General features: G+C 35.8%; 25 protein-coding genes. 4 read left to right on the top strand and 21 right to left on the bottom strand.

Translation table 11 applies throughout. The features are described from left to right. Positions 1-10 precede the first annotated feature (10 nt). The 4 genes from BM157_RS06475 to BM157_RS06460 form a co-directional block, all read right to left on the bottom strand. Complete coding sequence (locus BM157_RS06475) at positions 11-754, bottom strand: LytR/AlgR family response regulator transcription factor (protein WP_022502447.1); 744 nt, start codon at positions 752-754, stop codon at positions 11-13. 13 nt (positions 755-767) lie between these two features. Continuing rightward, entirely contained in the window at positions 768-1,514 is a 747-nt protein-coding gene (locus BM157_RS06470) for a CvpA family protein (protein ID WP_022502448.1), read from the bottom strand. A gap of 100 nt (positions 1,515-1,614) precedes the next feature. Then, positions 1,615-2,877 carry a DUF5711 family protein gene (locus tag BM157_RS06465; protein WP_022502449.1) on the bottom strand — a complete coding sequence of 421 codons (1,263 nt, stop codon included), beginning with the start codon at positions 2,875-2,877 and terminating at the stop codon, positions 1,615-1,617. Between the two features lie 67 nt (positions 2,878-2,944). Further along, a complete protein-coding gene (locus BM157_RS06460) occupies positions 2,945-4,240 on the bottom strand; it encodes a LysM peptidoglycan-binding domain-containing protein (protein WP_055177579.1) in 1,296 nt (431 codons plus the stop codon). Positions 4,241-4,486: 246 nt separating this feature from the next. On the opposite strand from BM157_RS06460, the gene yyaC reads away from it, so the two are divergent. After that, entirely contained in the window at positions 4,487-5,056 is a 570-nt protein-coding gene (gene yyaC, locus BM157_RS06455; protein ID WP_022502451.1) for a spore protease YyaC, read from the top strand. Positions 5,057-5,059: 3 nt separating this feature from the next. Here yyaC and BM157_RS06450 read toward each other — a convergent pair whose 3' ends face one another. From BM157_RS06450 to BM157_RS06440, 3 genes are all read right to left on the bottom strand, one after another. Continuing rightward, a complete protein-coding gene (locus BM157_RS06450) occupies positions 5,060-6,151 on the bottom strand; it encodes a hypothetical protein (protein ID WP_055306944.1) in 1,092 nt (363 codons plus the stop codon). A gap of 19 nt (positions 6,152-6,170) precedes the next feature. Continuing rightward, positions 6,171-8,456: a hydratase gene (locus BM157_RS06445; protein WP_090140397.1), complete on the bottom strand. Its 2,286-nt coding sequence runs from the start codon at positions 8,454-8,456 to the stop codon at positions 6,171-6,173. Positions 8,457-8,524: 68 nt separating this feature from the next. Continuing rightward, positions 8,525-8,941, bottom strand: a complete 417-nt coding sequence (locus tag BM157_RS06440) for an HIT family protein (protein ID WP_022502454.1) — start codon at positions 8,939-8,941, stop codon at positions 8,525-8,527. 142 nt (positions 8,942-9,083) lie between these two features. Here BM157_RS06440 and BM157_RS06435 point away from each other — a divergent pair, with 142 nt between their 5' ends. Next, entirely contained in the window at positions 9,084-9,914 is an 831-nt protein-coding gene (locus tag BM157_RS06435) for an ATP-binding protein (RefSeq protein WP_022502455.1), read from the top strand. Here BM157_RS06435 and BM157_RS06430 read toward each other — a convergent pair. The 12 genes from BM157_RS06430 to BM157_RS06375 all read right to left on the bottom strand — a co-directional run bounded on the left by BM157_RS06430 (position 9,898) and on the right by BM157_RS06375 (position 21,512). Continuing rightward, positions 9,898-10,890 (bottom strand): SCP2 sterol-binding domain-containing protein, encoded by a 993-nt coding sequence (locus BM157_RS06430; protein ID WP_022502456.1) that lies wholly within the window; start codon positions 10,888-10,890, stop codon positions 9,898-9,900. The two genes, BM157_RS06435 and BM157_RS06430, sit on opposite strands and share 17 nt — an antisense overlap. A 109-nt stretch (positions 10,891-10,999) precedes the next feature. Then, positions 11,000-12,646, bottom strand: a complete 1,647-nt coding sequence (locus BM157_RS06425) for a DUF6382 domain-containing protein (RefSeq protein ID WP_090140394.1) — start codon at positions 12,644-12,646, stop codon at positions 11,000-11,002. Next, complete coding sequence (locus tag BM157_RS06420) at positions 12,646-13,047, bottom strand: TadE family protein (RefSeq protein WP_022502458.1); 402 nt, start codon at positions 13,045-13,047, stop codon at positions 12,646-12,648. Before BM157_RS06420 ends, BM157_RS06425 begins: the two co-directional genes overlap by 1 nt. 32 nt (positions 13,048-13,079) lie before the next feature. Then, positions 13,080-13,550, bottom strand: coding sequence for a hypothetical protein (locus BM157_RS06415; RefSeq protein ID WP_022502459.1), 471 nt, complete (start codon positions 13,548-13,550; stop codon positions 13,080-13,082). Positions 13,551-13,564: 14 nt separating this feature from the next. Further along, complete coding sequence (locus BM157_RS06410; RefSeq protein ID WP_055306949.1) at positions 13,565-14,419, bottom strand: hypothetical protein; 855 nt, start codon at positions 14,417-14,419, stop codon at positions 13,565-13,567. 102 nt (positions 14,420-14,521) lie between these two features. Further along, complete coding sequence (locus tag BM157_RS06405; protein WP_090140392.1) at positions 14,522-16,249, bottom strand: DUF5702 domain-containing protein; 1,728 nt, start codon at positions 16,247-16,249, stop codon at positions 14,522-14,524. Next, positions 16,246-16,443 (bottom strand): Flp1 family type IVb pilin, encoded by a 198-nt coding sequence (locus BM157_RS06400; protein ID WP_022502462.1) that lies wholly within the window; start codon positions 16,441-16,443, stop codon positions 16,246-16,248. Before BM157_RS06400 ends, BM157_RS06405 begins: the two co-directional genes overlap by 4 nt. Positions 16,444-16,711: 268 nt before the next feature. Continuing rightward, positions 16,712-17,857, bottom strand: a complete 1,146-nt coding sequence (locus tag BM157_RS06395) for a type II secretion system F family protein (RefSeq protein ID WP_022502463.1) — start codon at positions 17,855-17,857, stop codon at positions 16,712-16,714. A gap of 67 nt (positions 17,858-17,924) precedes the next feature. Next, entirely contained in the window at positions 17,925-18,599 is a 675-nt protein-coding gene (locus tag BM157_RS06390) for a type II secretion system F family protein (RefSeq protein WP_022502464.1), read from the bottom strand. Positions 18,600-18,663: 64 nt separating this feature from the next. Then, on the bottom strand, positions 18,664-19,899 hold the full coding sequence (locus BM157_RS06385) for a CpaF family protein (protein ID WP_055306953.1): 1,236 nt from the start codon (positions 19,897-19,899) through the stop codon (positions 18,664-18,666). Between the two features lie 57 nt (positions 19,900-19,956). Continuing rightward, entirely contained in the window at positions 19,957-20,967 is a 1,011-nt protein-coding gene (locus tag BM157_RS06380; protein ID WP_022502466.1) for a P-loop NTPase family protein, read from the bottom strand. Positions 20,968-21,017: 50 nt separating this feature from the next. After that, the gene (locus BM157_RS06375) at positions 21,018-21,512 is read right to left on the bottom strand and encodes an A24 family peptidase (protein ID WP_055177515.1); all 495 of its coding nucleotides are present in this window, start codon (positions 21,510-21,512) and stop codon (positions 21,018-21,020) included. 157 nt (positions 21,513-21,669) lie between these two features. Between BM157_RS06375 and BM157_RS06370 the strand changes: the two genes are divergently transcribed. Together BM157_RS06370 and BM157_RS06365 are read left to right on the top strand one after the other, a co-directional pair. Continuing rightward, positions 21,670-21,921, top strand: a complete 252-nt coding sequence (locus BM157_RS06370) for a DUF2508 family protein (protein WP_090140389.1) — start codon at positions 21,670-21,672, stop codon at positions 21,919-21,921. Positions 21,922-22,131: 210 nt separating this feature from the next. After that, positions 22,132-23,208, top strand: coding sequence for a glycoside hydrolase family 25 protein (locus tag BM157_RS06365; RefSeq protein WP_090140387.1), 1,077 nt, complete (start codon positions 22,132-22,134; stop codon positions 23,206-23,208). Positions 23,209-23,211: 3 nt separating this feature from the next. Here the strand turns inward: BM157_RS06365 and BM157_RS06360 are convergent, their stop codons facing one another. Next, positions 23,212-23,730: a spore maturation protein gene (locus BM157_RS06360; protein ID WP_090140384.1), complete on the bottom strand. Its 519-nt coding sequence runs from the start codon at positions 23,728-23,730 to the stop codon at positions 23,212-23,214. Continuing rightward, complete coding sequence (locus BM157_RS06355; protein ID WP_090140382.1) at positions 23,727-24,305, bottom strand: nucleoside recognition domain-containing protein; 579 nt, start codon at positions 24,303-24,305, stop codon at positions 23,727-23,729. The genes BM157_RS06360 and BM157_RS06355 overlap by 4 nt, the downstream gene beginning before the upstream one ends. Positions 24,306-24,355: the final 50 nt, after the last annotated feature.

Below are 24,355 nucleotides of genomic sequence, written 5' to 3'. Positions count from 1 at the left end.
TAATATTAAACTACCAGAGCCTTCTGCTTTTGCCTCTCTCTGATGTTATATAGCTCGTATAATCTGTCATAAAATCGTTATATCTTCCACGTCCCAAGTCCAGTCTTATCTCTTTGCCATCTACGCCTCTCCTGCACCAGACATTGGATTTATCAACCCTGCTTACATATCTGTAATTAACAATACAGCCACTTCTTGTCTTTCCAAATATCAGCTCTGGAAGTTCATTATATACATCATTAATCTTTCCATAGAACTGATATTCCATATTAGTGGTTATAAGGTTAATTATTCTTTTGGACGACTCCATATACACGATATCGTCATAGTATGTGCTGACTAACTCTCTGTTACATCTGAATATAAGCTTGTCATCTCTTGAATTAATAACCTCTTCAAGCTGTGTTACAATCTTGTCCACCTTCTGCATTGTAACAGGCTTCACAATATAATTAAAAGCGTGTACATCAAATGCTTCCGCCATATAATCTGTATGGCTTGTCGTGAACACTACTATTGAATTAATATCTGACTGTTTAATATTCTTTGCCAGCTCTACACCATTATCCGCCCCAAGTTCAATATCAAGAAAATAAGCATCATAATGCTTATTGTTAAGTTCTCGTTTTATGTCATCTACGCCAAAATATACATCTACTTCTGCTTCACATTCTGTTTCCCTCAATCTGTCATCAAGAAGATGTTCCAATGTTCCCGCCTGTATCTTATCATCTTCACATATAGCTATACGCATATTATTCCTCTGTCTATGATATTATCATCTTCATTATAATATTATTATCGTATATAAATTCCAAAAAGCTGCTGCTATGAATCTGTGCAAGTATATCCGAAGCCCATACATTATTGCCAAATGCTGTAACTATTGCAAATACTACCCACACTATAATAAGTCCTTCAACTATACCTGCTATTGTTCCGCACAATTTGTCAGCCTGATGAATAACCGGAAGCCTGCTTATTACGCCTGTCACTCCCATAAACACCTTAAGAATTATGTATAATATAACAAATACTATGCAGTAGCATATTGCATTAATTATGATAGCACTAAGCTGTGCCGCAAATATCTGTGCCGCCATCTCTTTTATTGTAACCTCAGCCGATGTTCCAGCTGAGTCTAGTATTTTCATAGCTGCTGACTCTGTTATATTGTCAGAAAGGCTCTGTGGAAGCTTCATATATTCACTTATGGCATCAACCTTTGATTGTATCGCATCCTTGTATACAACAGTACTGCTGTCTATAACCTGTGAATCATCTTCTCCATATTTCCTGCCGTCTTTTATGATATTTTCATATATACTCTGTGTAATACGCTCGTCCATATCCGTATCATTCTTTACTTTTTCACTTACTATTGGTGATGCAAATGTTGTGACAGCTATTGTTATAATCATAGCAACGAGTGATGCCGCCATTCTTATTGCACCTTTTTTCATTCCATTAAAAGCCGCTATACATAAAATAGCCGCAACGCATATTAGTACCATATCATCTCCTGTTAAATATTATAAAATTACCATTATATTTCATATAATTCATTATCCGTCATTGAGTCATTCCAGACATTATTTATTATCTAAATTGTAGTTACTTGAGTTTAATATTCTGGATATACTTGGTGTTAATTAATATATATTCACCTCTTGTACCTGTTGGAAGTACCTTACTAGCCGGCATATCAAAGCTCATATTAGCAACATTCTTTCCTTTAAGATTGAATACAGAAAATGAAGTCGAATTATTCATAACTACACTTGAACCATCAAACTGTATATTATCAACCTGTGTTCCGAATTCAGCTTCACACACCTTTGAACCAGAAAAATTGTATACAACCATTTTGTATAATTCTCCTGAGTCTGAGTTATCCAGCACAAGGCCAATATAATCTGTGCCAAAGAATACCCTGTCTATTGTATTATCTATCTGTATTTCCTTTTCAAGACTTGGATATTCCTTTATTTTATATATGCTTATTACATTTTCTCCAACTGCTACCGCTATATTATTGCTTAAGAACTGGACATCTCCAACAAGCACGTCATTATAATGATTGAAACCACCAACAACTCGCTCAGTTTCATTCTGTCCCACCTCCGAAAAGTTGTAGAACACCACATTAGTCTTAATCTCTTCACCGCTTACATATACATATGAGGCGATAAGCTTGGCTGAGTCGTTGGAAATACTTATATCAAGCGGATATCCATCTCCTGCAAGTGTTGTCTTTACACTGTAGATTTTATTGCCTTCCTTGTCATACATATTGATGTAGTTAGCTTCATTATCTTCAAGCACTGCCGCAACTGCTCCATTAGCTGCAACCTCAATCTGCGATATGACAAGTGAAGTATCTACTTTTCCTATATTGCCATTTTTATTAAAAATATATATCGTATTGCCGTTAATATCTCCTATTGCAACACAGTCCTCACATATCTTAACCTGCGGCTTCTGCATAGAATATGTCTGGTTCCACAGTGCCTTGCCCTTGGCCGTATAATATGCTGCACCATCATTACTGTATCTTATATAACCATCACCATATGCTATATAGCCAGAAGACTCAATATCTTCCCTGTTAAGAGAACCTGTAACTGAATACGAGGTAAATACATATCCATCAATAAGCCTCATAACAAGCACTACCGCAATTGCGATTACAATCACGCCAATAGCAGCTATTATTACCATATGTCTTCTATGCTTCTTTATTCTGTGTTTGACAATCTCATCATCTTCCGTTTCGTGCGTCGCCGCCTCCGAAACATTATTCATCTGTATTACTTTTCTTGCCGGAGCGTTCTTATCTCCATTAAATCTTGAACTTCCTGAAATTATATCAGCCATCTGTTGTCCCCTTTATTATAATCAAGGCTTAAAAGCTGATTTTATTATACATTATCCCCATAAATATTCAAGGAAGTTTTATTTCTTGTCCGACATATAGAACATTGGCATCATCTAATTCATTATACTTAAGAACCTCTGTATATTTAGTTGTAGTTCCATAATGCTTCTTGCATATGCTCATAAGTGTATCCCCTGTCTTTACCGTATATACATAAGCTGTATAAGCCGCCGTATCATCACCAGACGAAACACCCTGTGCTGTCTTAGGGGCCGTGCTGCTGTCAGAGCTGTTCTCATCACCCACGCCATTCGCATCGTCTGAGTTATTCAAACTTTCCGAACTATTCGCACTGCCGGAGTTTCTTTCTGTGCCGCTGGAATTACTGCCTGCATTACTGTAGTTATCCGCATTTTTCATATTATCTTCGTTCTGTGATGTGTCTGTATCACCTTTAGTTGGATACACATCTCCTGACAACTTGTTCACTGTAACCGTGTCATCCTGATTGTCTGACTGGTCTGTATCATTTCCCGACATCTGATTCATAAGAGTATTAATCGACTTGTCGAACTGCTTCATCTTCTCATAGCTGTTCATAAGATTAATTCCAATAACAATTATAACCACAACAAGAAATGTACTCATAACATACATAAATGAATTGCTTTTCTTCTGTTCGTGCAGCTCATCTTTTTCTTTGATTACATTTCTTATTGTCTGCATAACCTTATCAGTCCTGGAATCCTCACAGGATTTCTTTCCATTGCGTTCAAGCATATATTCCTGCATTTCATAATTCCGCTCATAGAAACACACATACCCTTTCTGTTTTCTAAGGCTTCCATTTTCATACAGGTAAAAATGCTCCTCTTTACAGGCTGTATCCACAAGATATAATGTCTTCATCATACCCGCAAAATTATCAAGATGGATTTTCTTAAGCCTTGCCATTCTCTCACTTGTTAAATCTGGCACAACTGCAAACCAGCCCACAACCGACAGATTTGGAAAATATTTCTCTGTATCTGAATATATTCTGTTCCATACATTTTCATCAAAACGTATTCTCTCCCCCTTATCCTCTACAACAGATTTAATTACCCCCTTTACAAATACGCATTTTTCCTCACTGTCCTTCTGCAGCTCGCCTAATAACACGCCAGCCTGCTCTATCATTGGATTATTATATGCAATAGAATTGATGTATGTAAACGCATAATCTTCTATGTATATTTTCTTATCAGAGCTTACATCACCTATCTGCTTTATATTCTTTGGTCTTCTTATGCTTGTCACACCTTCTTTTACATGGTGCGAATTCTTATCCGACTCATCTTTATTACATATAATCTCAATCATACCCTCCTCATTCCTGCGCTGATATTAAGCAATAGACACACAACAATACATTCTGACAGCGCACATATGTATTGCCGCATTAGGTATGTCCACTTTTGATATTTGCATAATAGCACCATAAACTTAAGAATTTTATCATAATATGTCGGCTGGATAATTTAATTTTATTTTTTGTAATATTTTTTGATGCCACTAAATATATTATCTTAAAAATATATTGCAAATTGTGCGAAGAAGTGAGGTCTTATGAATTATTATTTTGATTCTTCCAGCGAAAAAGCTGCTTTATTATTAAGCATACGACTTAAGTCAATAATAAACACTAAGAAGAAGCCTAATCAGGAAATCATAATTCTATGTATTGGCAGTGACCGCTCAACCGGCGACAGTCTTGGACCTCTTATTGGGTACAAGCTAAAGAAGGCACCTCAATGTGGATTCTACATATATGGAGATCTAATGCATCCTGTACACGCAGGCAATCTTCAACTATATATAGACAAAATCAATGAAACCTTTGTTGATCCTTTTATTATTGCGATTGATGCTTCTCTTGGACGTGAAGAACATATCGGACTTATCACTTTAGGAGAAGGTCCTTTAAAACCTGGACTCGGGGTCAAAAAAAAGCTGCCTGAAGTCGGAGCTGTTCACATTACCGGAATCGTTAATTCTTCCAGTAATTCTAATCACTCCATACTTCAGACAACCCGTCTTTACCTTATAATCCAGCTTGCTGATGTAATATTTAACGCACTCAATGCACTGCTTATATCGGGCAATATATTAATTATTACCCCAAAAACTATAGCCTGATGGTTATTTCCTATTCTTGTATACAGCCATTGCCTGCGAAATAGTCTGTGCTTCTCCTGAACTGATAATATTATCAAGTTCTGTTAAGCGCTGGACATTAACAAATTCTTTACCAAGATAAGCTTCATAATTAGATGATATATATATTCTCTGCTGTTTGATGAGGTCATCTAACTTCATATATTCATCTTTCTTCTTGGCAAGTTCTTCTCTCATAAGATTAAGCTTATCTAAGTATCTGCCCTCTACCTCTTTAACAAGGTCCGGCTTTACAGTTTCTTCAAATTCCCTTAAAGCATTCTGCTTCTCTTCCTCGGTCTTTTTAATATTATCACCGATAGAATTAATTCTGTTATCAAAGCTTTCAAGCCCATACATAGCTTCGTCTTTATCTTTCTTGATTGAATGTTGTGTCTTTTTGATTATTCTTTTATTATCCCTTATCTTATACCTGGTATCCCTTGCCGCCATAATAGTATCCTTATGTGCAAGTATAAGGTTAATATATACGCTTCTTCCAATTATAAGAAGTAATATTCCCATCACGCCAGCATATATAACCGGTACATATGCTGGTATGACTGGTAATAAATATAATGCCGCAGGTATTAATGCAAATACTATGAGCAGAAATAAAGTATACACTAATACATCTCTGACTTTTCTTGAAATATATAATGCCATAAAAAATGAATTATTAACAATACGAGGTATATTCTCCTGAATAAATGCTTCATTAATCTCATTCTGAAGGCTCTTATTCTCAGCTCTTAAAGATGCTGTCTCAGAAGCTATTCGCTCTTTAATCCCCTGCATCTTAGCTTTATCTCTGTCTGCCTGAACCTGCTTAATTGTGTCTTTATCCTGTGAAACCGCTTTATCATAACCTGCACATATAGAGTCCGTACTTTCACTTATTCTTGACGAAATCTCATCTTCCATAGCTTTAGTGGTGCTATCTATCTCCTTGGTTATATCCCTGATACTTACTGACATACGCTCAAGACGTTCTTTCTTTTCAGCGTGTTCATTAATATCGCCAAGAATCTGCTCTAAAACCTGCTGGTCACCATTGAGTATATTCTGTTCTGCCATTATCTGCCTCTATTTTATATTAATGGTTTCTGTAGTAGTTAATAAGACATCCGTCAAGAATTATCTCACGCTCATCATCTGTAAGCTCATCCATTTTAAGTTCAAATTCTTTCATATCTTTGTTAACTACATATGCTTTCATTGATGTAGCCTTATTCTTAACCGCATCAGCTATCTTAGGTATAAAGATATAATCTCCATTAGTAAATGGAAGTTCTCCCTTATCTATTATAAATGGAAGCATACCCCAGTTAATAAGGTTAGAACGGTATCTCTTAGTAGCGTACTCATTAGCTATATTAGCCCATCCGCCAAGAACCTTCTGACATGATGCTGCCTGCTCTCTTGCCGAACCATCACCTGGCTTAACTGCAAATATTGTGCTTCCAACACCAACATTTTCTTTGCTTACATCATAAGTTTCTTTAATCTTATGCATAATATCTCTTAACTCTGGAAGTGCTTCTCCCATACATTCGCCAGCTTCTCTTGCTTTCTCTGCCTTCTGTACTTCTTTAGCACGTCCAACATATGCTGGGTCTTTTCTTGAAAGAGCAAATTCTGCAAGTCCTAAAGGATTAGAACGGTATGATGATGTCTCTCCTGATGGGATAAGTTCATCTGTTGTTGTAACTGGGTCGTGAATTTCTGATACAACCTTAATGATTAAGTTCTCTGGGAGTGCTACCATCTCTGGCCAGTCCTTAATATTAGGTCCAAACTGTATTTCCTGTTCTGGGTCTGCTACACCCTTGCTGTCAAATACTCTGTTAGCATATATAGCACTATCAAAATGATATGTTGGTCCTGTGAATTCTACATCACAATCTGTAGCTGCTGTAAGGAAGCCCTTATTAGCTGCTGTAGCTGCAATAGATCTTGCATCCATAAGTGCAACTGATGATATCTGTCCATTCTGTAACTTAGAACCTTCTCTGTTAGAGAAGTTTCTTGTAGAATGTCTGATAGAAAATGCGTTGTTTGCAGGAGTATCACCAGCACCAAAGCAAGGTCCACAGAATGCAGTCTTAACAATTGCACCTGTCTCCATAAGGTCAGCAAGACGTCCATTTCTTGCAAGCTCCATATATATAGGTGTACTTGCTGGATATACGCTTAATGTGAACTCGTCTGCACCTATTGAATGGCCTCTTAATATGTCTGCTGCCGCACAGATATTCTCAAATCCACCACCTGCACAACCAGCGATAATTCCCTGATCTACATAAAGCCTGCCATCTTTAATCTTATTAGTAAGCTTGAAGTCTACCTGTCCGTCAAGACTTACAAGTGCCTTCTTCTCTACATCTCTTAAAATATCCTCAAGGTTAGCATTAAGTTCATCAATAGTATATGTATTACTTGGATGGAATGGCATTGCTATCATTGGCTTAATCTTACTAAGGTCAACATATACAACTCCGTCATAATATGCGACACTGCCAGGATTAAGTTCCTTGTAGCTCTCGCTTCTTCCGTGTATATCATAGAATTCCTTAATCTTTTCATCAGTTCTCCATATTGATGAAAGACAAGTTGTCTCTGTTGTCATAACATCAACGCCAATTCTGAAATCAGCACTTAAGTTAGACACACCTGGTCCAACGAATTCCATAACCTTATTCTTAACATATCCGTTAGCGAATACCTCACCTATAATTGCAAGTGCAACGTCCTGAGGACCTACGCCCTTCATTGGCTCACCTGTCATATAGATAGCTACAACACCCGGCATATTAATATCGTATGTCTTATTAAGAAGCTGTTTAACAAGCTCTGGTCCACCTTCACCCATTGCCATAGTACCAAGTGCACCATAACGTGTATGGCTGTCTGAACCAAGTATCATCTTGCCGCCTTCTGCAAGCATTTCTCTTGCAAACTGGTGAATAACGGCCTGATGTGGAGGTACATATATTCCGCCGTATTTCTTAGCACATGTAAGTCCAAACATATGATCATCTTCGTTAATTGTTCCACCTACTGCACATAAACTGTTGTGACAGTTAGTAAGTACATAAGGTATTGGGAACTTCTCAAGTCCTGATGCTCTTGCTGTCTGTATAATTCCTACGAATGTAATATCGTGTGAAGTCATCTTATCAAACTTTATCTTAAGCTTGTCCATATTATCTGAGGTATTATGTGATTTAAGAATTCCATAGGCAATTGTATTCTTTGCCGCCTCTTCACTTGTGATATTACTGCCTGTCTTAGCAGCTACCTGTGCTAATGCTGTCTGGCTATCTTCAATAATTTCTGTTCCATTAATGAGATATGCCCCACCTTTGCTTAACTTAACCATTGATTATTGTTCCTCCTGAATATTATATATGTTATTAAACATCTAGCTATTAATTATATGCTTATATTTTATAAATAAGGTGTAACCTTATTCTTTATAGCATTAATAACATCTTCTTTAGCTTCTCCCGGCTTCCAGCCTACATTAACTGTATCATTCTTATATCTAGGAATGATGTGCATATGAAAATGGAATACTGTCTGGCCTGCTGCCTCGCCATTATTCTGTACTATATTAAGTCCTTCATAATCCAATGACTGTTTATATGCTTTGGCAATCCTTGTAGCAACCTTAAATATATGAGCTGCTGTATCTTCATCCATAGAATATATGTCATCATAATGGTTCTTTGGAAGAATTAAAACGTGTCCATCTGATGCAGGACCTGCATCAAATATAACTTTTACAATATCATCCTCATATAATGAATTAGTTGGTATGTCTCCATTAGCCAGCTTGCAGAATATGCAATCATCTTTTTTCATAGAGCATATCTCCTCCCATTTATTATTTACTTATTTTATGTTTCAGTATATACTCGTATAATAACTTAAAGCAAGGTGGATTACAATATTATTTGCTTTAAAAGACAAAAAAGTACAGCCAAATGGCAGAATGGGGATTGTAATGCTAACTTTTAACGAATATACAACTATATCCAATAACTGTAGTGATAATAAACAGTTATCTGATGCAATTAACAGCGTATGCAGTGCCGCCCTTGAAGAAAGCTCTGTAATCTCTCACGAAATCAAGAACCAGGCAGCCTATTTAAAGACCTGCTACCAGCTTCTTTCAAGCCGCAATGATGAACTTCGCAGTAACAAATTCTGGAATAATATGGGTTCAACAATAGATGAACTTGTTAATTATCTTGAAAGAACATCTATCTACAGATACAGCTTCAAGCAAAGCGAAACGGTAAGCTGTACTCTATCTGATATCATTAACAACATTAACGAATATATCAAATCAAGATACAATGGTCTTATAGCCCTTGATACTTCTAATATCAGCCTGGAATGTAGTTCAGCTTCAATATATGCCAGCTCTCATTATCTTAATATTGCCTTAAAAGAAATCATTGATAATGCTTACGAAGCCGCCAGTGAGCGTAACTGTAACAATTGTATACTTATATTGTCCGCTATAATGTCACCTGACATTAAAGATAAGCTGATTCTTTCAATAGGAAGTAATAAAACCAATAACGGCAGCTCTATTTACCAGCCTGACAATATCAGCTCCTGCATTAACAATGACATTAATGATAATAACTGTAACAGACCTGGACTTAAAAGTAAGCTCTGCAAGCCTTTCTACACAACACACAAGGGGCACACTGGTCTTGGTCTTTCAATTGTGAACCAGATATGCCTTTTAAGCGGCATTGACTGGAATATCATATCCGATAATGATGTAGTAACTACAGTTTTCGCTTTTAATCTTCAAAATTAAATACTTCGTCTAACATTCTTAATGTTCTGAAATTACCTTTGGCTGTCATATCTCCAGTCATAAATGCCCTGTGGAATGTAATTCTCCCCTGAACTATGCGGTCAAAGGTTTCTTTAGACATTTTACCAATAACATCAGCTTCCATATCCTGACCAAACTCTACTGTAAGATTGCTTCCCTGAACATTAACTATAATATTCTTATCCTTATCGCTTATCATAAACATATACCTGCCATTATAATTAAGCTGTGGCTTAAAATGATTTCTGAATACGCTAAGATAATAATCATCTCCACCATTCTGTTCATCACTAAGAAGTTCTTTATATATGCTTGCAAGTGACTCTATATCCTCTTTCTGTGTCTTAACAAATTCATCATCAGATGCATACTTAGATAGCTGTTCACTCTCCTGAGGTGTGAAATTAACAACCTCTTTAATAACATTCTTTCTTATAGTCTGACTGCTTGAAGGAAGATTTCTTAAGCCCTTTGATATGGTTCTGTATATATTTTCAGCATATTTTTCGATTATCTCTTTATATTCGTTATTAAATTCAAAATCTGTTGTATCGTCTACATAAGCACTTAATGACTCGCCTACAACTCCACCTATTATCTCCCACGAATTGCTGAGTGCTGTAACAACTTCACGTTCTCCATATGCTCTTGACATAACCACCGGAAACATATACGTAGATGATGTTCTGCTCTTGTCTGCATATAGCCAGCAGGAGTCAAGAAGTGTCTGCATATAGCCTCCCATACCAACCCACTCAACTGTAGTAGCAAACACAACTCCGTCTGCCTCAACTACTGACTGCGAAAGAGTTGTAATTGTATTCTTTATCTCATAAAGATTATACCTTGTAACGTGAACATTAAGTTCCTCTAACACTTCCTGGATTCTGTTAATAACGACAATTGTCGGGTCATCTACAAGACCTCGTCCACCATAATATATGTTTACATTCATATAATTAATATCCTCCCAAATATACCTGTTATCAATTAAGCTTTCCGATAATTGTAACACAAGTATTAGATTTTGGCGACATTTACTGTACTGACTTTATACACTTACTTTATACTATACTTACTTTGAACTCATACGCCGCAAACTTTAATATATCTCCATTATTAATATTAACTCTTGTATGCACCTTCAGTCTCTCACCATTAATATAAGTACCATTAGTCGAATTCATATCCTCTACAAAGAAACCTTTATCGCCATACGAAAAACAGGCGTGAAGCTTACTTATAACCGGATTGTCTATGTATACATCAGAAGCTTCCCTGATGCTTCCAACTGTGCAGGGAAACTTACACAGACCAATGGTATTATTAACATTATCATATTCTCCATTATCAGGTCTTACATCAGGAAACAAATCATCTGTCAGACCTTGAAGGCAAAGCTTATTATTCTTATTATCTTCTTCTGCCAGTGATTTAAGATAGTCACTTAAAAGAATTGTATGCTCACATTCTTCTGCCCTATTATCTACATTTCCCTCATTATCTTTAATAACCTCTGCCGTTACAAGCTTATTATCAATCTCCTCGTTAAGGTCAAAACGATACGGAATTTCGTTGACATTTTCTGACTTCGCCTGCTTTAAATCTCCAACAAGCACACCCGCCTTATCTGCAATATAGAACAACACAATTCCAGCTATAAGTAATGCTGCCGATACAACTGTATCCAGCTTTACAACCGCATAACTACGAAACAAAAGACTTGCCGCTGAGTTATATAACAATAAAACTGCCACTGCCTTTAATATAAGCTGTGTCTTTTTGTCAATGCATTTATTATGCTCTTCAACACCAACTGGCTCCGGTCTTACCGCTGATAATATCTTCCCATTAGCATATGATCTTTTATCTTTAATATCTGTATGCGGCTCATCAGCACTGCTTCCCTTATTAATATTTGTTTGGGAACTAAAATCCGGTACACTATCCGATTTTCTTCGAAATTTAGAATTGACGGTGCTCTCATTATTATTTGCACCCCTGCAATTTACCACACTATCAGCATTATTGAGAACCTTAGAGCCTGCCATTCCCTCTGTATTATTGATAATATTAGAATACTCACCACCCTCCGCCGTATTATCAGAACCACTTTTATCCACCGAATTACTTTCATCTTCATTATCTTCAAATAACTGCATAAGATTATATGGTGTGTAATCTCTTACGAGAATTCTCTGGTACGCTTCATAGAATTTTACAAGTCTTATTTTTTCAATTGAATGGTCAAATCTTTCTAATATATATTCATACAGGCTTCGCATTTTCCCATAAAAATCCGTATTATTATCCAGCAGGGAATACATAAAATACACTTTCTTATCTACTAAAGAAATATATATACATCCTGGGTCTAATATTACACGATCAAGATTAAGCATATATTCATTTACAACTCTTGCCATCTTAGATATGTTGCCAAGCAATGACTGCACATCAGACATATTAACCTTGCCATATTCAAGCAATGTGCTTAACTGCTGTTTTGAAGTTATATCATAATATATACATTTTCTTGAATTAATCTCGTTAATGGAAAATTGAAGAAAATAATCAGGCCTGTTTCGCATAAGCATTTTCATCTCATACTCAACCAGCTCATTGCTATCAGTTATATCAACCACCGCATAACTTATATTATTATTTCTTTCATATTTAATGCTTAAATCCTCACCACAATACTGGCTCATTATCCAACCACCTCCATAAGAGCATTTGTCTTTCGTATCAACCGGGCATTATCTATTTTATTTACATTTTCACTAATATTACATATATCTGACATACCTGCGTAACTTCCTATAACCGGAAAACTGGCACTACACACTATGCTTTCGTCCTGTTGATATACCCTGTCATCATATATATTTATATCCCGAAGGAACATAGTCCTGTCTGCCGCATACCTCTCTCCTCTTTTTATCAGCTCTTTCCTTGCAGTAATATCACTTTCCTTTTCATACTCTATCGATATCTGACTCACCATATTCCTTATGATTATCCTATCGTGCATATAAATCCCAACACTTATCAGTGCAATAATTATCATTGTAAATATCGGAACAATAATTGCATTTTCTACTACTTTCATACATCTCTCCATTTCTTAAACACTGACAACTGTTACTGTAATAAAGTTCTTAATATAGTTCCACCGCCAATAACACAACACACTAATGACACCAATAAAAATGGTATATATGGCATAGACGTCCTTAGCTTCATTCTTCCTCCTGCTATCAACGTTCCCCCGGCGATAATTATTAGAAACATAGATAACAACACTGTCTGTATCGTTATATACATTCCTTTAAGCACAGTTATATATGCTATTACTATTGCATCAGCCTCACCTGTTATATGTGTGATCCGTGCAATAATATAAAGACCTGCTCCTATAATAACTGCCGGAATATAATAATCTCTAATCAATAAATGTAGTTCTAATTCACTTCCATCAATAACGTCTGCTAAATGCAGCATAATAATACCAGCTCCCATAACCACAATACTTATAATGTTAATCTTTCTTCTTTTTATATCTGCGTATGACATCGCCGCAAGCCATATAATCAAATATAATGTCTTTAACATCTGCTCCCCCTGTCTTATTCCTGACACTTTTCGCACAACCTGCGGTCACTGACACTGTCTTTACTGACTTTCTGAATATTTCTTTTAAGTTCTGTACAATTACGCGAGCTGTGGTATCTTGTCCCATATAATGTATAATAAATTGATGTTGTATCTTTTGTCTGTCCGCAATGTTCACACGAATAATATTTAGCACCCGAAGCATTCCTTAAAACATCCATACATGACCTGTCAGCCTCCAATATGTATCTTAACAAATATGTACATTCCTTATTAGTATGATATACTTCGCCCCCGGCTGTAATGTACACATATTCTTTATCTGACACATTTCCTGCAAAATTATCTTTATCCTCCCCAAGCCACGCATTTATCCTCTTTCTGTCGGTAACTCTTATTGTAGACAGACCAAATATATCAAAAGGATTTTTGATACTGTATGTAAGCTTTATATCTATAACTGAATTGTCATTTAATATCTTAGAACTCATAAACATAATTCCGGCATTACCACCCATTATGTTATGGTCAGCAGCATAATCTGTTCCTATCTCGTCTATAAGCAATCGTCTTATTGTCTCTGCCACCATTCCCTTTGGGACATTTCCACTATTTTCATAAACATATACATAGCCTGCACATTTTCTTAATGTCACATAAAAGGCATTGTTGATGTGGATTCGCACTGCTATAACCTGCATAATAAACATAATTGACATAACAGCATATATAAACAGAGGAATTACAATTGCTCCCTCCACACTTGCCGAAGCATTTAAGTTATGTGCCTTGCTACACTTTATGGTTCTTGATAATATTCTATTAATTACTGGCGTTATTAAATTCCTGTAGTTATGGATTGTCCGCATAATACTATGCACTCCATTTTCTTTTTTCTGCGGGTAAATCTTATCTTTCCTCCCTTCTTAAATATAATCAACCAACTTATTCTGTGTAGAAAGGCACATTTGCTAAATATAACTGTATGACAGCTTCTGCCTGTACACACTGCCTGTTCCATTCATCTTAAAATGTGCAGCTCCGAAAGCTGCATATATGTAATTCTTCATTCTGAATCCGCTGTGCCCATACATAATCATTCTTAATTCCATTAATGCTGCAATGCGGTAATTTCTGTCCGATTTGTTCATAAACATAATTAACAGCTTTAAATATTCTTTATAACCAATACTATTATCCCTGCCATTTTCCTCAACTTTATTATTATTCACAGCCTCATATGATGTAATATTATTTATCAGGGATTGCAAATTCAGCTTTTCATCTACTAATGAACTTAGCTGTAATATCCAGTTATCCCTGTTCTTAATAAGAGCTATTGTTTCTCCTGCCAGCAATTTTCTTAACTCAACTATAGATTCAGCGTATGCCCATATCGAAACAATAATGTACTGCACAAGCCTGACTGCCAGATCACAGCCCGTAACTCCCACCAGTGCCGCCGCCAGCATATAAGCCTCTGACATCTTATCCTGTGAACTTATAAGATAAGATAGGTTAACACCCTCTCTTATAACAGATAACTGATTAATTACCTTGTATACATTCTTTCTGTCATTATGTTCACCTCCAATAATATATTCCATTTCATAATCTAATAAAGCACTGCTTCCTGCTCTGTCATTATCACCCGGTGATGTGTCCGTATAACAGATAAAATGCTTCGCAACATATTCCGTGCTTAATACATTTTTCTTTAATGTATCTTCATTCCCACTTGCTTCGATACTTCTTTTTATTTCATCTTTATTTATAAAAGAAATGTCACGGCTCTTAATGTATTCATCTGCAAGCTCCTGTATTTCTATATATTTGTTAGAAATCCTGCCTTCTGTCACAGTCTCACAAATTCCTGACTTCAGGTATTCATACAACTGCCATACTGCATTTAACGAAGTATTAATCTGTTCTTTCTGTCTATCTTCATACTGCATATCACCATCATCAGACTGCTCTAACATATCAGCCAGATCCTTTTTTAAGTTTTCATTATCTTCCATAAACTGCTCAGAATATGCCTGTGCCTCACTTAAATTTTCACCACATCTAACATACTTACATTCATTATCAGCTTGAACAGACTCTTGTTCTTTATCATTCTGGACATTCTCCTGTTCTTCGCCACTTAGAATAGACTGTTGTTCTTTATCAAGCACATTGCTATACATTCCATATTCCATAGCCTTAACAATCTGCTCCTCGACACCATATCCCTCATTATCTGTCATATACGAAAACATATTAAAAGCACAATCTGATAAGCTTATATCTGGTGAATAACTGCTTATATTTTCGTTAATATAACTGCACAGTTTATTATTGAGTATGTCCGATTTATTCAATGCAAATATATTAAAATCTTTAAGCAGCTGGTTATTATAACTTGCAAATACTGACTCCTCCGACAACCTGCAGCTCTGTTTAACAACAGTATAATACCCTGATTGCAGTGATGACTTAATGCACGTTGTAATCAGGGAAATCACAACCATTAATACCATTGCCGCCATAACTGTCAATTGTGCCGGCAATGATATATGTAAAATGTCCTTATTACACATATCACTGCTCATACCACAACCAGCATTATATATATTATGGACATCACAATTAACAGCATTATGTATATTATTGACACCATAACTAACAGCATTATTACCCCTACTGACAGCTATCATATTTTGTTAGCCTGGGAAGTCATCTTTGATAAAAGCTTATTGACTAATGATGTTATCTGGCTTTTAAATATTATTACAAGGCCAATCAGAACAACTGTAATAAGAACTATTTCCACAACACCCATTCCATCTTCTTCATTCCAGAATTTCTTAACTGACTTTATTATTACATTTTGTGCTATTCTATTTCCCATATTTATCCTCTTTTCTGCGTGCATTTCTTTCTAAAAATTATACATTTTCCTACAAGGCATACATTTTCTCCCAAAAATTATACATTTTCCTACAAGGCATACATTTTCTCCCAAAAATTATACATTTTCCTACAATGTATATATTTCTCCTTAAAGTTATGTATTGCTTCCTGAAAGATTAGTATCCTGCACGCAACGATACCAATCTTCACATAAACAGAACTTCTACCTGTTCTTGTAACTTATTTTTATGACCTGTCCTGCATTTTTACACTTGAAAGCTTATGACTGCTGGCACCATAACAATTATCATTACCACTATCAACAGCATAAACATAGGCATTAATAATCTTGTTGCTGCCTCCTCTCCTTTCTTAACTGCAAGGCTCTTTCTTTGTTCAAATGCATCATAGGATTCCTGATATAATAATTCTTTTAACTCTTTTGTTCCTTTCTTTATATTAGTCTGTAATAGTGATGCCAATTTCAGGTATTCTCTTGTCTGACATCTATGTCCGAATTCTTCATAAGCCTTATATTCACTTATACCTGACTTTATCTGGCAATCTGTTATATACATCTGCTCATACACAATTCTCTCATCTTTAGCACTTTTCTTTTTCCTCATATAATCTTCTATCATCTTCTCCCACGCCCTGCGTACTGTCATTCCTGCACCAAGCAGAAGCGTAAGCTTGGATATAACCTCTGAATAGTCATACTGTAACTGCTTCTGCCTAAGCTTTTGTTCCTCTTTAGCTTTGGTTTTCTTCTTGTAATAAATAAGCACTATAACAGCAATTACAATCATAGCTGCAAATAAAAGATTATTCTTACTTCCTGTCTGTGATTGCACATAGGCATATGTAACACTGGTGTTGTTTATTGTATCCGGCAGTTCTATAACAGCTTTATCCTCATTTTCATTTAATGCGTTGTCTATAATTCTTTTAAGTGTCTGCTTATCTGTCGTTAGCATACTATGCGGATTTTCCCCTAATGATTTAACATTAATATCTATTACTCCGTTTCTTGTATAATCTTCATACGACATTACATAATTCAATGCTGTTTCTACACTTTCACCTGCACCAATATTTTCGTTATATACCGTTCCGTCATAATCTATAATCCGGTAATCTTCCGGATATATATGTATATTGACAATCCCATTACATAAGCTGTCAGGGAACTGAATTGACATAACAATATTATCCAGTGAATCATTATCTTTTTGCAAAATATCCAGCAATTCATCATATGCCCTGTCAAAGCAGGACATCGTTTCCTCATAAGTCATCTTTCTTGGACTAATAACTGTATCTATGCTTATAGTAGTTCCACTATTCTCATCTTTAACGTCAAGCGTTATCTGTTCAGGTTCTTCACCCGGCTCTGGTCTTTTTATTTCCATTTGTACACTCCACTTATCTTATATATTAAATCACTCCTCATATTATCCACCTGCCGTATCATATGTATCATATATTTATGTCTGTTATTTTCTGTGCCAGCATAACTGCGGCGGCATATATCAGAAGGCATATTGTCATAACTATAATTCCCATAACATTGCCATAAAGAACATCAATATATTCAGGAGATGTTAATCTAAGATATAATGTAATCACCAGCGGCATACATACCATAACTCTTTGCTCAAGCCTCTTTCCTGTAATTATTGTATCTATCTGCTGCTGGACTTCTGCCTTTTCGTGAATTATATGCGAGGTCTGCTTTATAATTCCTATTACATCACCTCCGCTCCTTTTCGCATATCTGAATATTTCAGCAAAATATTTTATGTCATCCAGATTGGTACTTGCTGCATAATCGTCTAATATATCTTCAAGATTTTCATTTCTTCTTATTCTGTTCACAATCATATTAAAATCTGCAACAATTACTGCATTTTGTCCATACAGCATAACCAGTTCCTGCAATGCCTCTGCAAATGAATTCTCAATTGAGTAACCCGTATTCAACGCAAATGAGACTGCCTGCATCCCATCTCTGAACTGTCTTATAAGCTCATTATCCTTCTGATACCTTTCATTAAACCTCTGCTTTTTAATATGATAAATAACATAAGGGCTGAATATTATTACTGGAATTAAACTATCATAAAATACATAAGAAACAGCAGTTACTATCAATACTGCCTGCAAAAGATAAATGTAATCATTCCTACCAGATAGATGTGCCCGTTTAATAAATTTATTAAGATTTACATTGCATTGTTCCTGTGTCTTTTGACCACTCAAGCTTTTCAGTATTCTTAAGGCTGTTATTCTGTCTTTTAAGTGTGCCAATAATCTTTCCATTTTTATCTTCGCCCTCCTCAACGTACTTATATAATGGAACAAGTTCAAATTCATTATTCTTATAACCACATACTTCTGTAATCTCCCATACCTTTCTTGTCTTATCCCTCATTCTTTTTAAATGGACAATTATGTCTATTGCAGAAGCAATCTGCCTGTCAATAGCTTCTGCTGGCATATCTATTCCCATAAGAACCATTGTCCTTAATCTTGTAAGCATATCCTTAGAACTATTACTGTGTCCTGTTGACAGGCTGCCATCGTGTCCTGTTCCCATTGCCTGTAACATATCAAGAGCCTCCTCACCTCTTGTTTCACCTACAATTATTCTGTCAGGTCTCATTCTTAGGCTTGACCTTATAAGATCTCTTATTGAGACTTCATTATCACATTCCATATTGGACTTTCTTACTTCAAGTCTTACAAGATTGCCAACCCCCTGGATCTGCAATTCAGCCGAATCTTCAATTGTAATAACTCGCTCATCTTTGGGAATAAAATTAGACAGTGCATTAAGAAATGTTGTTTTACCACTTCCTGTGCCACCAGAAACAAATATGTTGTAACGGCATTTTACAAGTAATTCAAGAAAATCTGCCGCTTCCTTAGTTATAGAACCTAACTCAATTAATCTGTCAATATCTATTGGCGTATCATAGAATTTTCTTATCGTTATGACTGGTCCATCTATGGCTATCGGCGATAATACCATATTCACTCTTGAACCATCAGCCAGCCTTGTATCTACAATAGGTATCGCTTCATTAATTGTCTTATTCGACATCGCCGCTATTCTCTGTGCTATATCTTCAAGCTTCTCTCTGCTTTCAAATTGTTTATTCCATTTAGTTATCCTGCCTTTCTTCTCAATAAATATATCTTTATACCCATTAATCATTATCTCTGTTATATCATCATCTTCCAGTAACTCCTGTAATATATCAAGACGTTTAATTGAATTATAAAGCTGCTGCCTTAAAAGTTCCCTGTTATGGACAGATATAGCCCTATGCTGTGAAATCTCATATATACATACATCTATTACCTTATACAAATCCTCATCGGACACGTCCAGATTAATATCAAGCTTTTCATAGACTTTTTGTTTTAATTCAAAGAATAATTCTTCCATAATGCCTGCTATTCATACTTACTCCCTATGCTATACTTAACTTCTTCTATGTCATTTCTACACCATATCTAATAAAGAACTTACATAACCATACGCATCTGTATACATAATTCTTTTAAGAAAACCCTCATCCATTGTATCCTTCATCTTAAGATTAATTCTCATCATTCTGTCAACAATAGCTTCCTTCCCGCTTTCAATAAAATATCTTTTCAGATTATTAAATCTGCAATTCTCTATATAATCTCCACTGTCAGATATATATACATTACTGCATCTTCCCATAATGCTCCAAGGCTTGTTAATTCCCTCTGATATATTAACAACAATATAATCATATTTTAAATTATGTGCCAGCTCATCCAGCAGACCACTTATAAGCCTGTCATTAACATACGATATATCATCAGCACATACCACAGCCGGTATATAGTCAAATAACTCATTCGCCTTTATACATTCTCTAATCTGCTGTGTAAAATGCTCTCCTGCCTGCTTAAACATATAGAATACATCTGACAGATTACTACACCCGTCAGACATCATAATATGCTCAATGCCTGAGAATTCATCAAGATTGATAAAAAGTGTCCGTCCCTTTTTAGAATATGCCGCCGCAATAACCATTGCCAAAGTCACTCTTAAAGTCGAATTAAAGCCATACACTCCGATATATCTGGTAATATCCTCAACCCTCTGCGTTCTATCTGGTCTTTGTCTTGTAATTGACCCTAAAAGCTGGTAAGCTGGCTGGTATTTGCACACACCGATAAGCCCTTTCTCTTTCTTATCATTAATAATTCCTGCTTCTTTCTCATCTTCACACAGAACAATAACGCTGTTATCATCTGTCTTAATATCCTCATGATTAATGCCATATGTGTATTGTTCTTCATTAACCATTAACACATCTGTCTTATTAGCTAAAATGTATCTGTTAAACTCCTCCTCTTTGGTAAACACTTTAGCCCTGTAGGGAATATCCTTACTGTCGTTAATTATTCCCATAAGCCTTTTGGCATAACTCTCATCATCGTCATATATCACGCATATATTATCTTTTGCCAAATACACTTTCCTCCATACACTATATAATCTTAATTACAGTATCTACAGCTTTATGCTTTAATATTTAATACCACCATAATTGCCGCTCCAAGACACAAGGCATATGTATAATGAAATCTATGTATTGTATGTCTTCCCTGCTTTATTAAAACATTATCTCTTATACATACACCCTGTCTGCCTTTAATTACGCCAACATTCTCTAATACACCTGTTAATACACCACATACCATAGCCGCACATATCAACCTCACAATATATGTAACACCAATCAGCAGTCCGCACACAGCAAGAAGCTTAACATCTCCTGCACCTACGCCGCCAAATATATACACCATATACATAATTGCAAAACCTGCCATACCGCCATATATATACCCTCTCACATCACCTCCATACATCAGGCTTCCCATATTAATAACAACACCAATAACCATTCCTGCAATTATAATTCTATTCGACACCTTAAAACGTCTGTAATCATCAATCACCGCCATCATTATGATAATAAACATAGCGGCGTATCTTATGTACTGCTCTGTCATATTCTCTTTAATTCTCCCATATCTTATCAGACAACTTTATATATAAATTGCCACCACAATACAGTTGTCTTAACTCTATTATTCTGTTTAATGTATAGAATTACCAATTACTGACTATACTTATAAAAAAAGAGGAAACGAGGTAATTCTATTGAAAATGTTCAGCAAGAAAAAAAATCCTGCTACATATGATGAAAAATATCTTGTTGAGGAAATTAATATGACAAAGGCTGCGCTTAGTGCCGCATATGCCAACTTTGATAACGCAACTGACCCAGACCTTATAGATTGTTATATATATCAATTAAATTCTGAGCAGAAACGCTATAAATACCTTCTTCAAAAGGCTAAAGAATCAGAAATATATGCACCCAACATATATCTTATGCAGGCATCTGATATACTCTAAATATGTGATGTATATTAAAAATATGGTGTACATTATATATACTATTTATTTAGTATATTGTCAATATGTTTTCTTATATTTTTTATATTTTTCTAATACAATTACTACATTTTACTATTTGACTTTTAAATACAGCTCGTTTACACTGTAGTTATCATTTATTTATATGCGGTTACACATTAATGTACTATAAAGAAAAGAGGGATACCTATGGATAATAATTTCAACAGCCAATCTGATAACAGTTCAGATTGGAAATCTAATTCCAGACAGAAGAATAAAAGCAGGACTGGCAGCAAAAGCAAATTATCTGTATTGACAATTGTTCTGCTTGTTACTGCCATCGCTTCAATAATAGCCAATATTGTCCTGCTTGTTACCGACTCCAAGAGAACTGCTGATACTGTAGCAAGAATTGAGGACAAGGACATTGAAACTGCACGCAATACTGAGAAAGACGATATGCTTAACCTTATCCGAAGCAGATTTGAGAGCGGTTCATCTACACTCTCATTATTAAAAGAACTTTATCCTGACAACATAGTATATGTCAATAGAAGTGGTAATTATGTATTTGCCGATATTAACCCTAAGCTTGCCGCAAGCGAATATGATAAATCAGCCTTTGCCCGCAATGATAAGGGATTGATGACTTATTCAGGAACTAATGCCAAGACATATACAGGAATTGATTTATCAAAGCACAATTCTGATGTGGATTTTGCCAAGGTTAAAGCCGCCGGTGTGGATTTTGCTATGATTAGATGTGGCTACAGGGCTTATGGCTCAGGACTTCTTGTGGAAGATAGTTCATTTAATACTTACACAACTAATGCTATCAAGAATAATATAGATGTCGGTGTATACTTCTATTCACAGGCTCTTAACAAAGAGGAAGCTATCGAAGAAGCCAACTATGTACTTACTCTTGTAAAGCCTTATAATATTACATACCCAATCGCTATTGACGTAGAAGCTATAGAAAATGACAGCTTCCGTCAGGAAAATCTTTCGGCTAGTGAATTAACTGACGTAATAATCGCATTTTGCGACACAATTAAAGCTGCTGGATATACTCCATTAATCTACAGTAATCTTTTGTATTTTATGGATAATGTTGAACTTGAAAGACTTGAAGGTTATGATAAATGGTTCGCCGGTTATCAGACTGCCTCTCCATATTATCCCTACAAATACGCTATGTGGCAGTATACAAGCACAGGTTCAATAAATGGTGTATCAGGCAATGTAGACATCAATATTGCTATGAAAAATCTGAAAAAATAATAATTAACAATAACGCGCAAGAATGACACTCGCAGCTATGCCTGCCGCTGTTGCAATTAATGCACCAGCAAGTGTCCAGCGCGTTTTTTTAATGCGTGCCGCCATATAATATACTGACATTGTGTAAAATACTGTTTCTGTACACCCCATAAGTATAGACGTTATAAGTCCTGTATATGAGTCTGTTCCGTACTGCTTGAATATATCAAGGCTAAGTCCGGTTGCAGCTGACGAACTGAACAGCCTTACTATAATAAGCGGCACTATGCTTGCCGGTATTCCAAGCTTTCCACACACACCGCTTAAAAGTCCAGCTATAAAATCAAGAAATCCAGAAGCTCTTAATACTCCGACCGCAACCATAAGCCCAATCAGTGTAGGTGCTATTGAAACCACTGTCCTCATTCCATCCTCTGCACCATTTACAAAGTTATCGTAATTATCACTCTTTTTGTACATTCCATATCCAACAATAATCAATATGACAAGCGGCATTATATACGCTGAAATCTTAGTCATCATCGCTCCCTCCTTGTCATAACCCTGCAAAATATAACAGCCGCAAGCGTGCTTATAGCTGTTGCTATTATTGAGGGAAATAGTATTGCAGTCGGGTCGGGACTTTTGTACTGGCTTCTGTATGCTATTATATTTACTGGAATTAACTGAATTGAAGAAATGTTAATCACAAGAAATGTACACATATCACAGCTTGCTATATTCTTATTCTGATTAAGCACTGCCATCTCTTTCATAGCCTTTATACCTGCTGGTGTAGCCGCCCAGCCAAGTCCAAGAAAATTAGATATCATATTGGTAACTATATAGCCAAATGCTTTGGTGCTGCTTGGAACACCCGGAAACAGCCATTTTATAAGAGGCTCTATCATGTATCTGCACTTGTCTATAAGTCCTGATTTTTCTGCTATTTCCATAAGACCGCACCAGAATGACATAATACCGAACATAGTTATACATAATGTGACAGCTTCCTTGGCGGAGACAAATGCCCCCTGCGTGACACTTTCTATATTACCTGTGATAAGGGCATATACTATTCCTATGATAATCATAAAGCCCCATAACCAATTAAGCATAGAACCACCCCACATATGTTTGGGATAATTCTATGCTTAATAATAATGTA

The sequence above is a fragment of the [Lactobacillus] rogosae genome (genome assembly GCA_900112995.1).
Taxonomy (GTDB): domain Bacteria; phylum Bacillota; class Clostridia; order Lachnospirales; family Lachnospiraceae; genus Lachnospira; species Lachnospira rogosae.
Note: the sequence above shows the minus strand (reverse complement) of the source record. Positions and strands in the feature narration are given on the sequence as shown.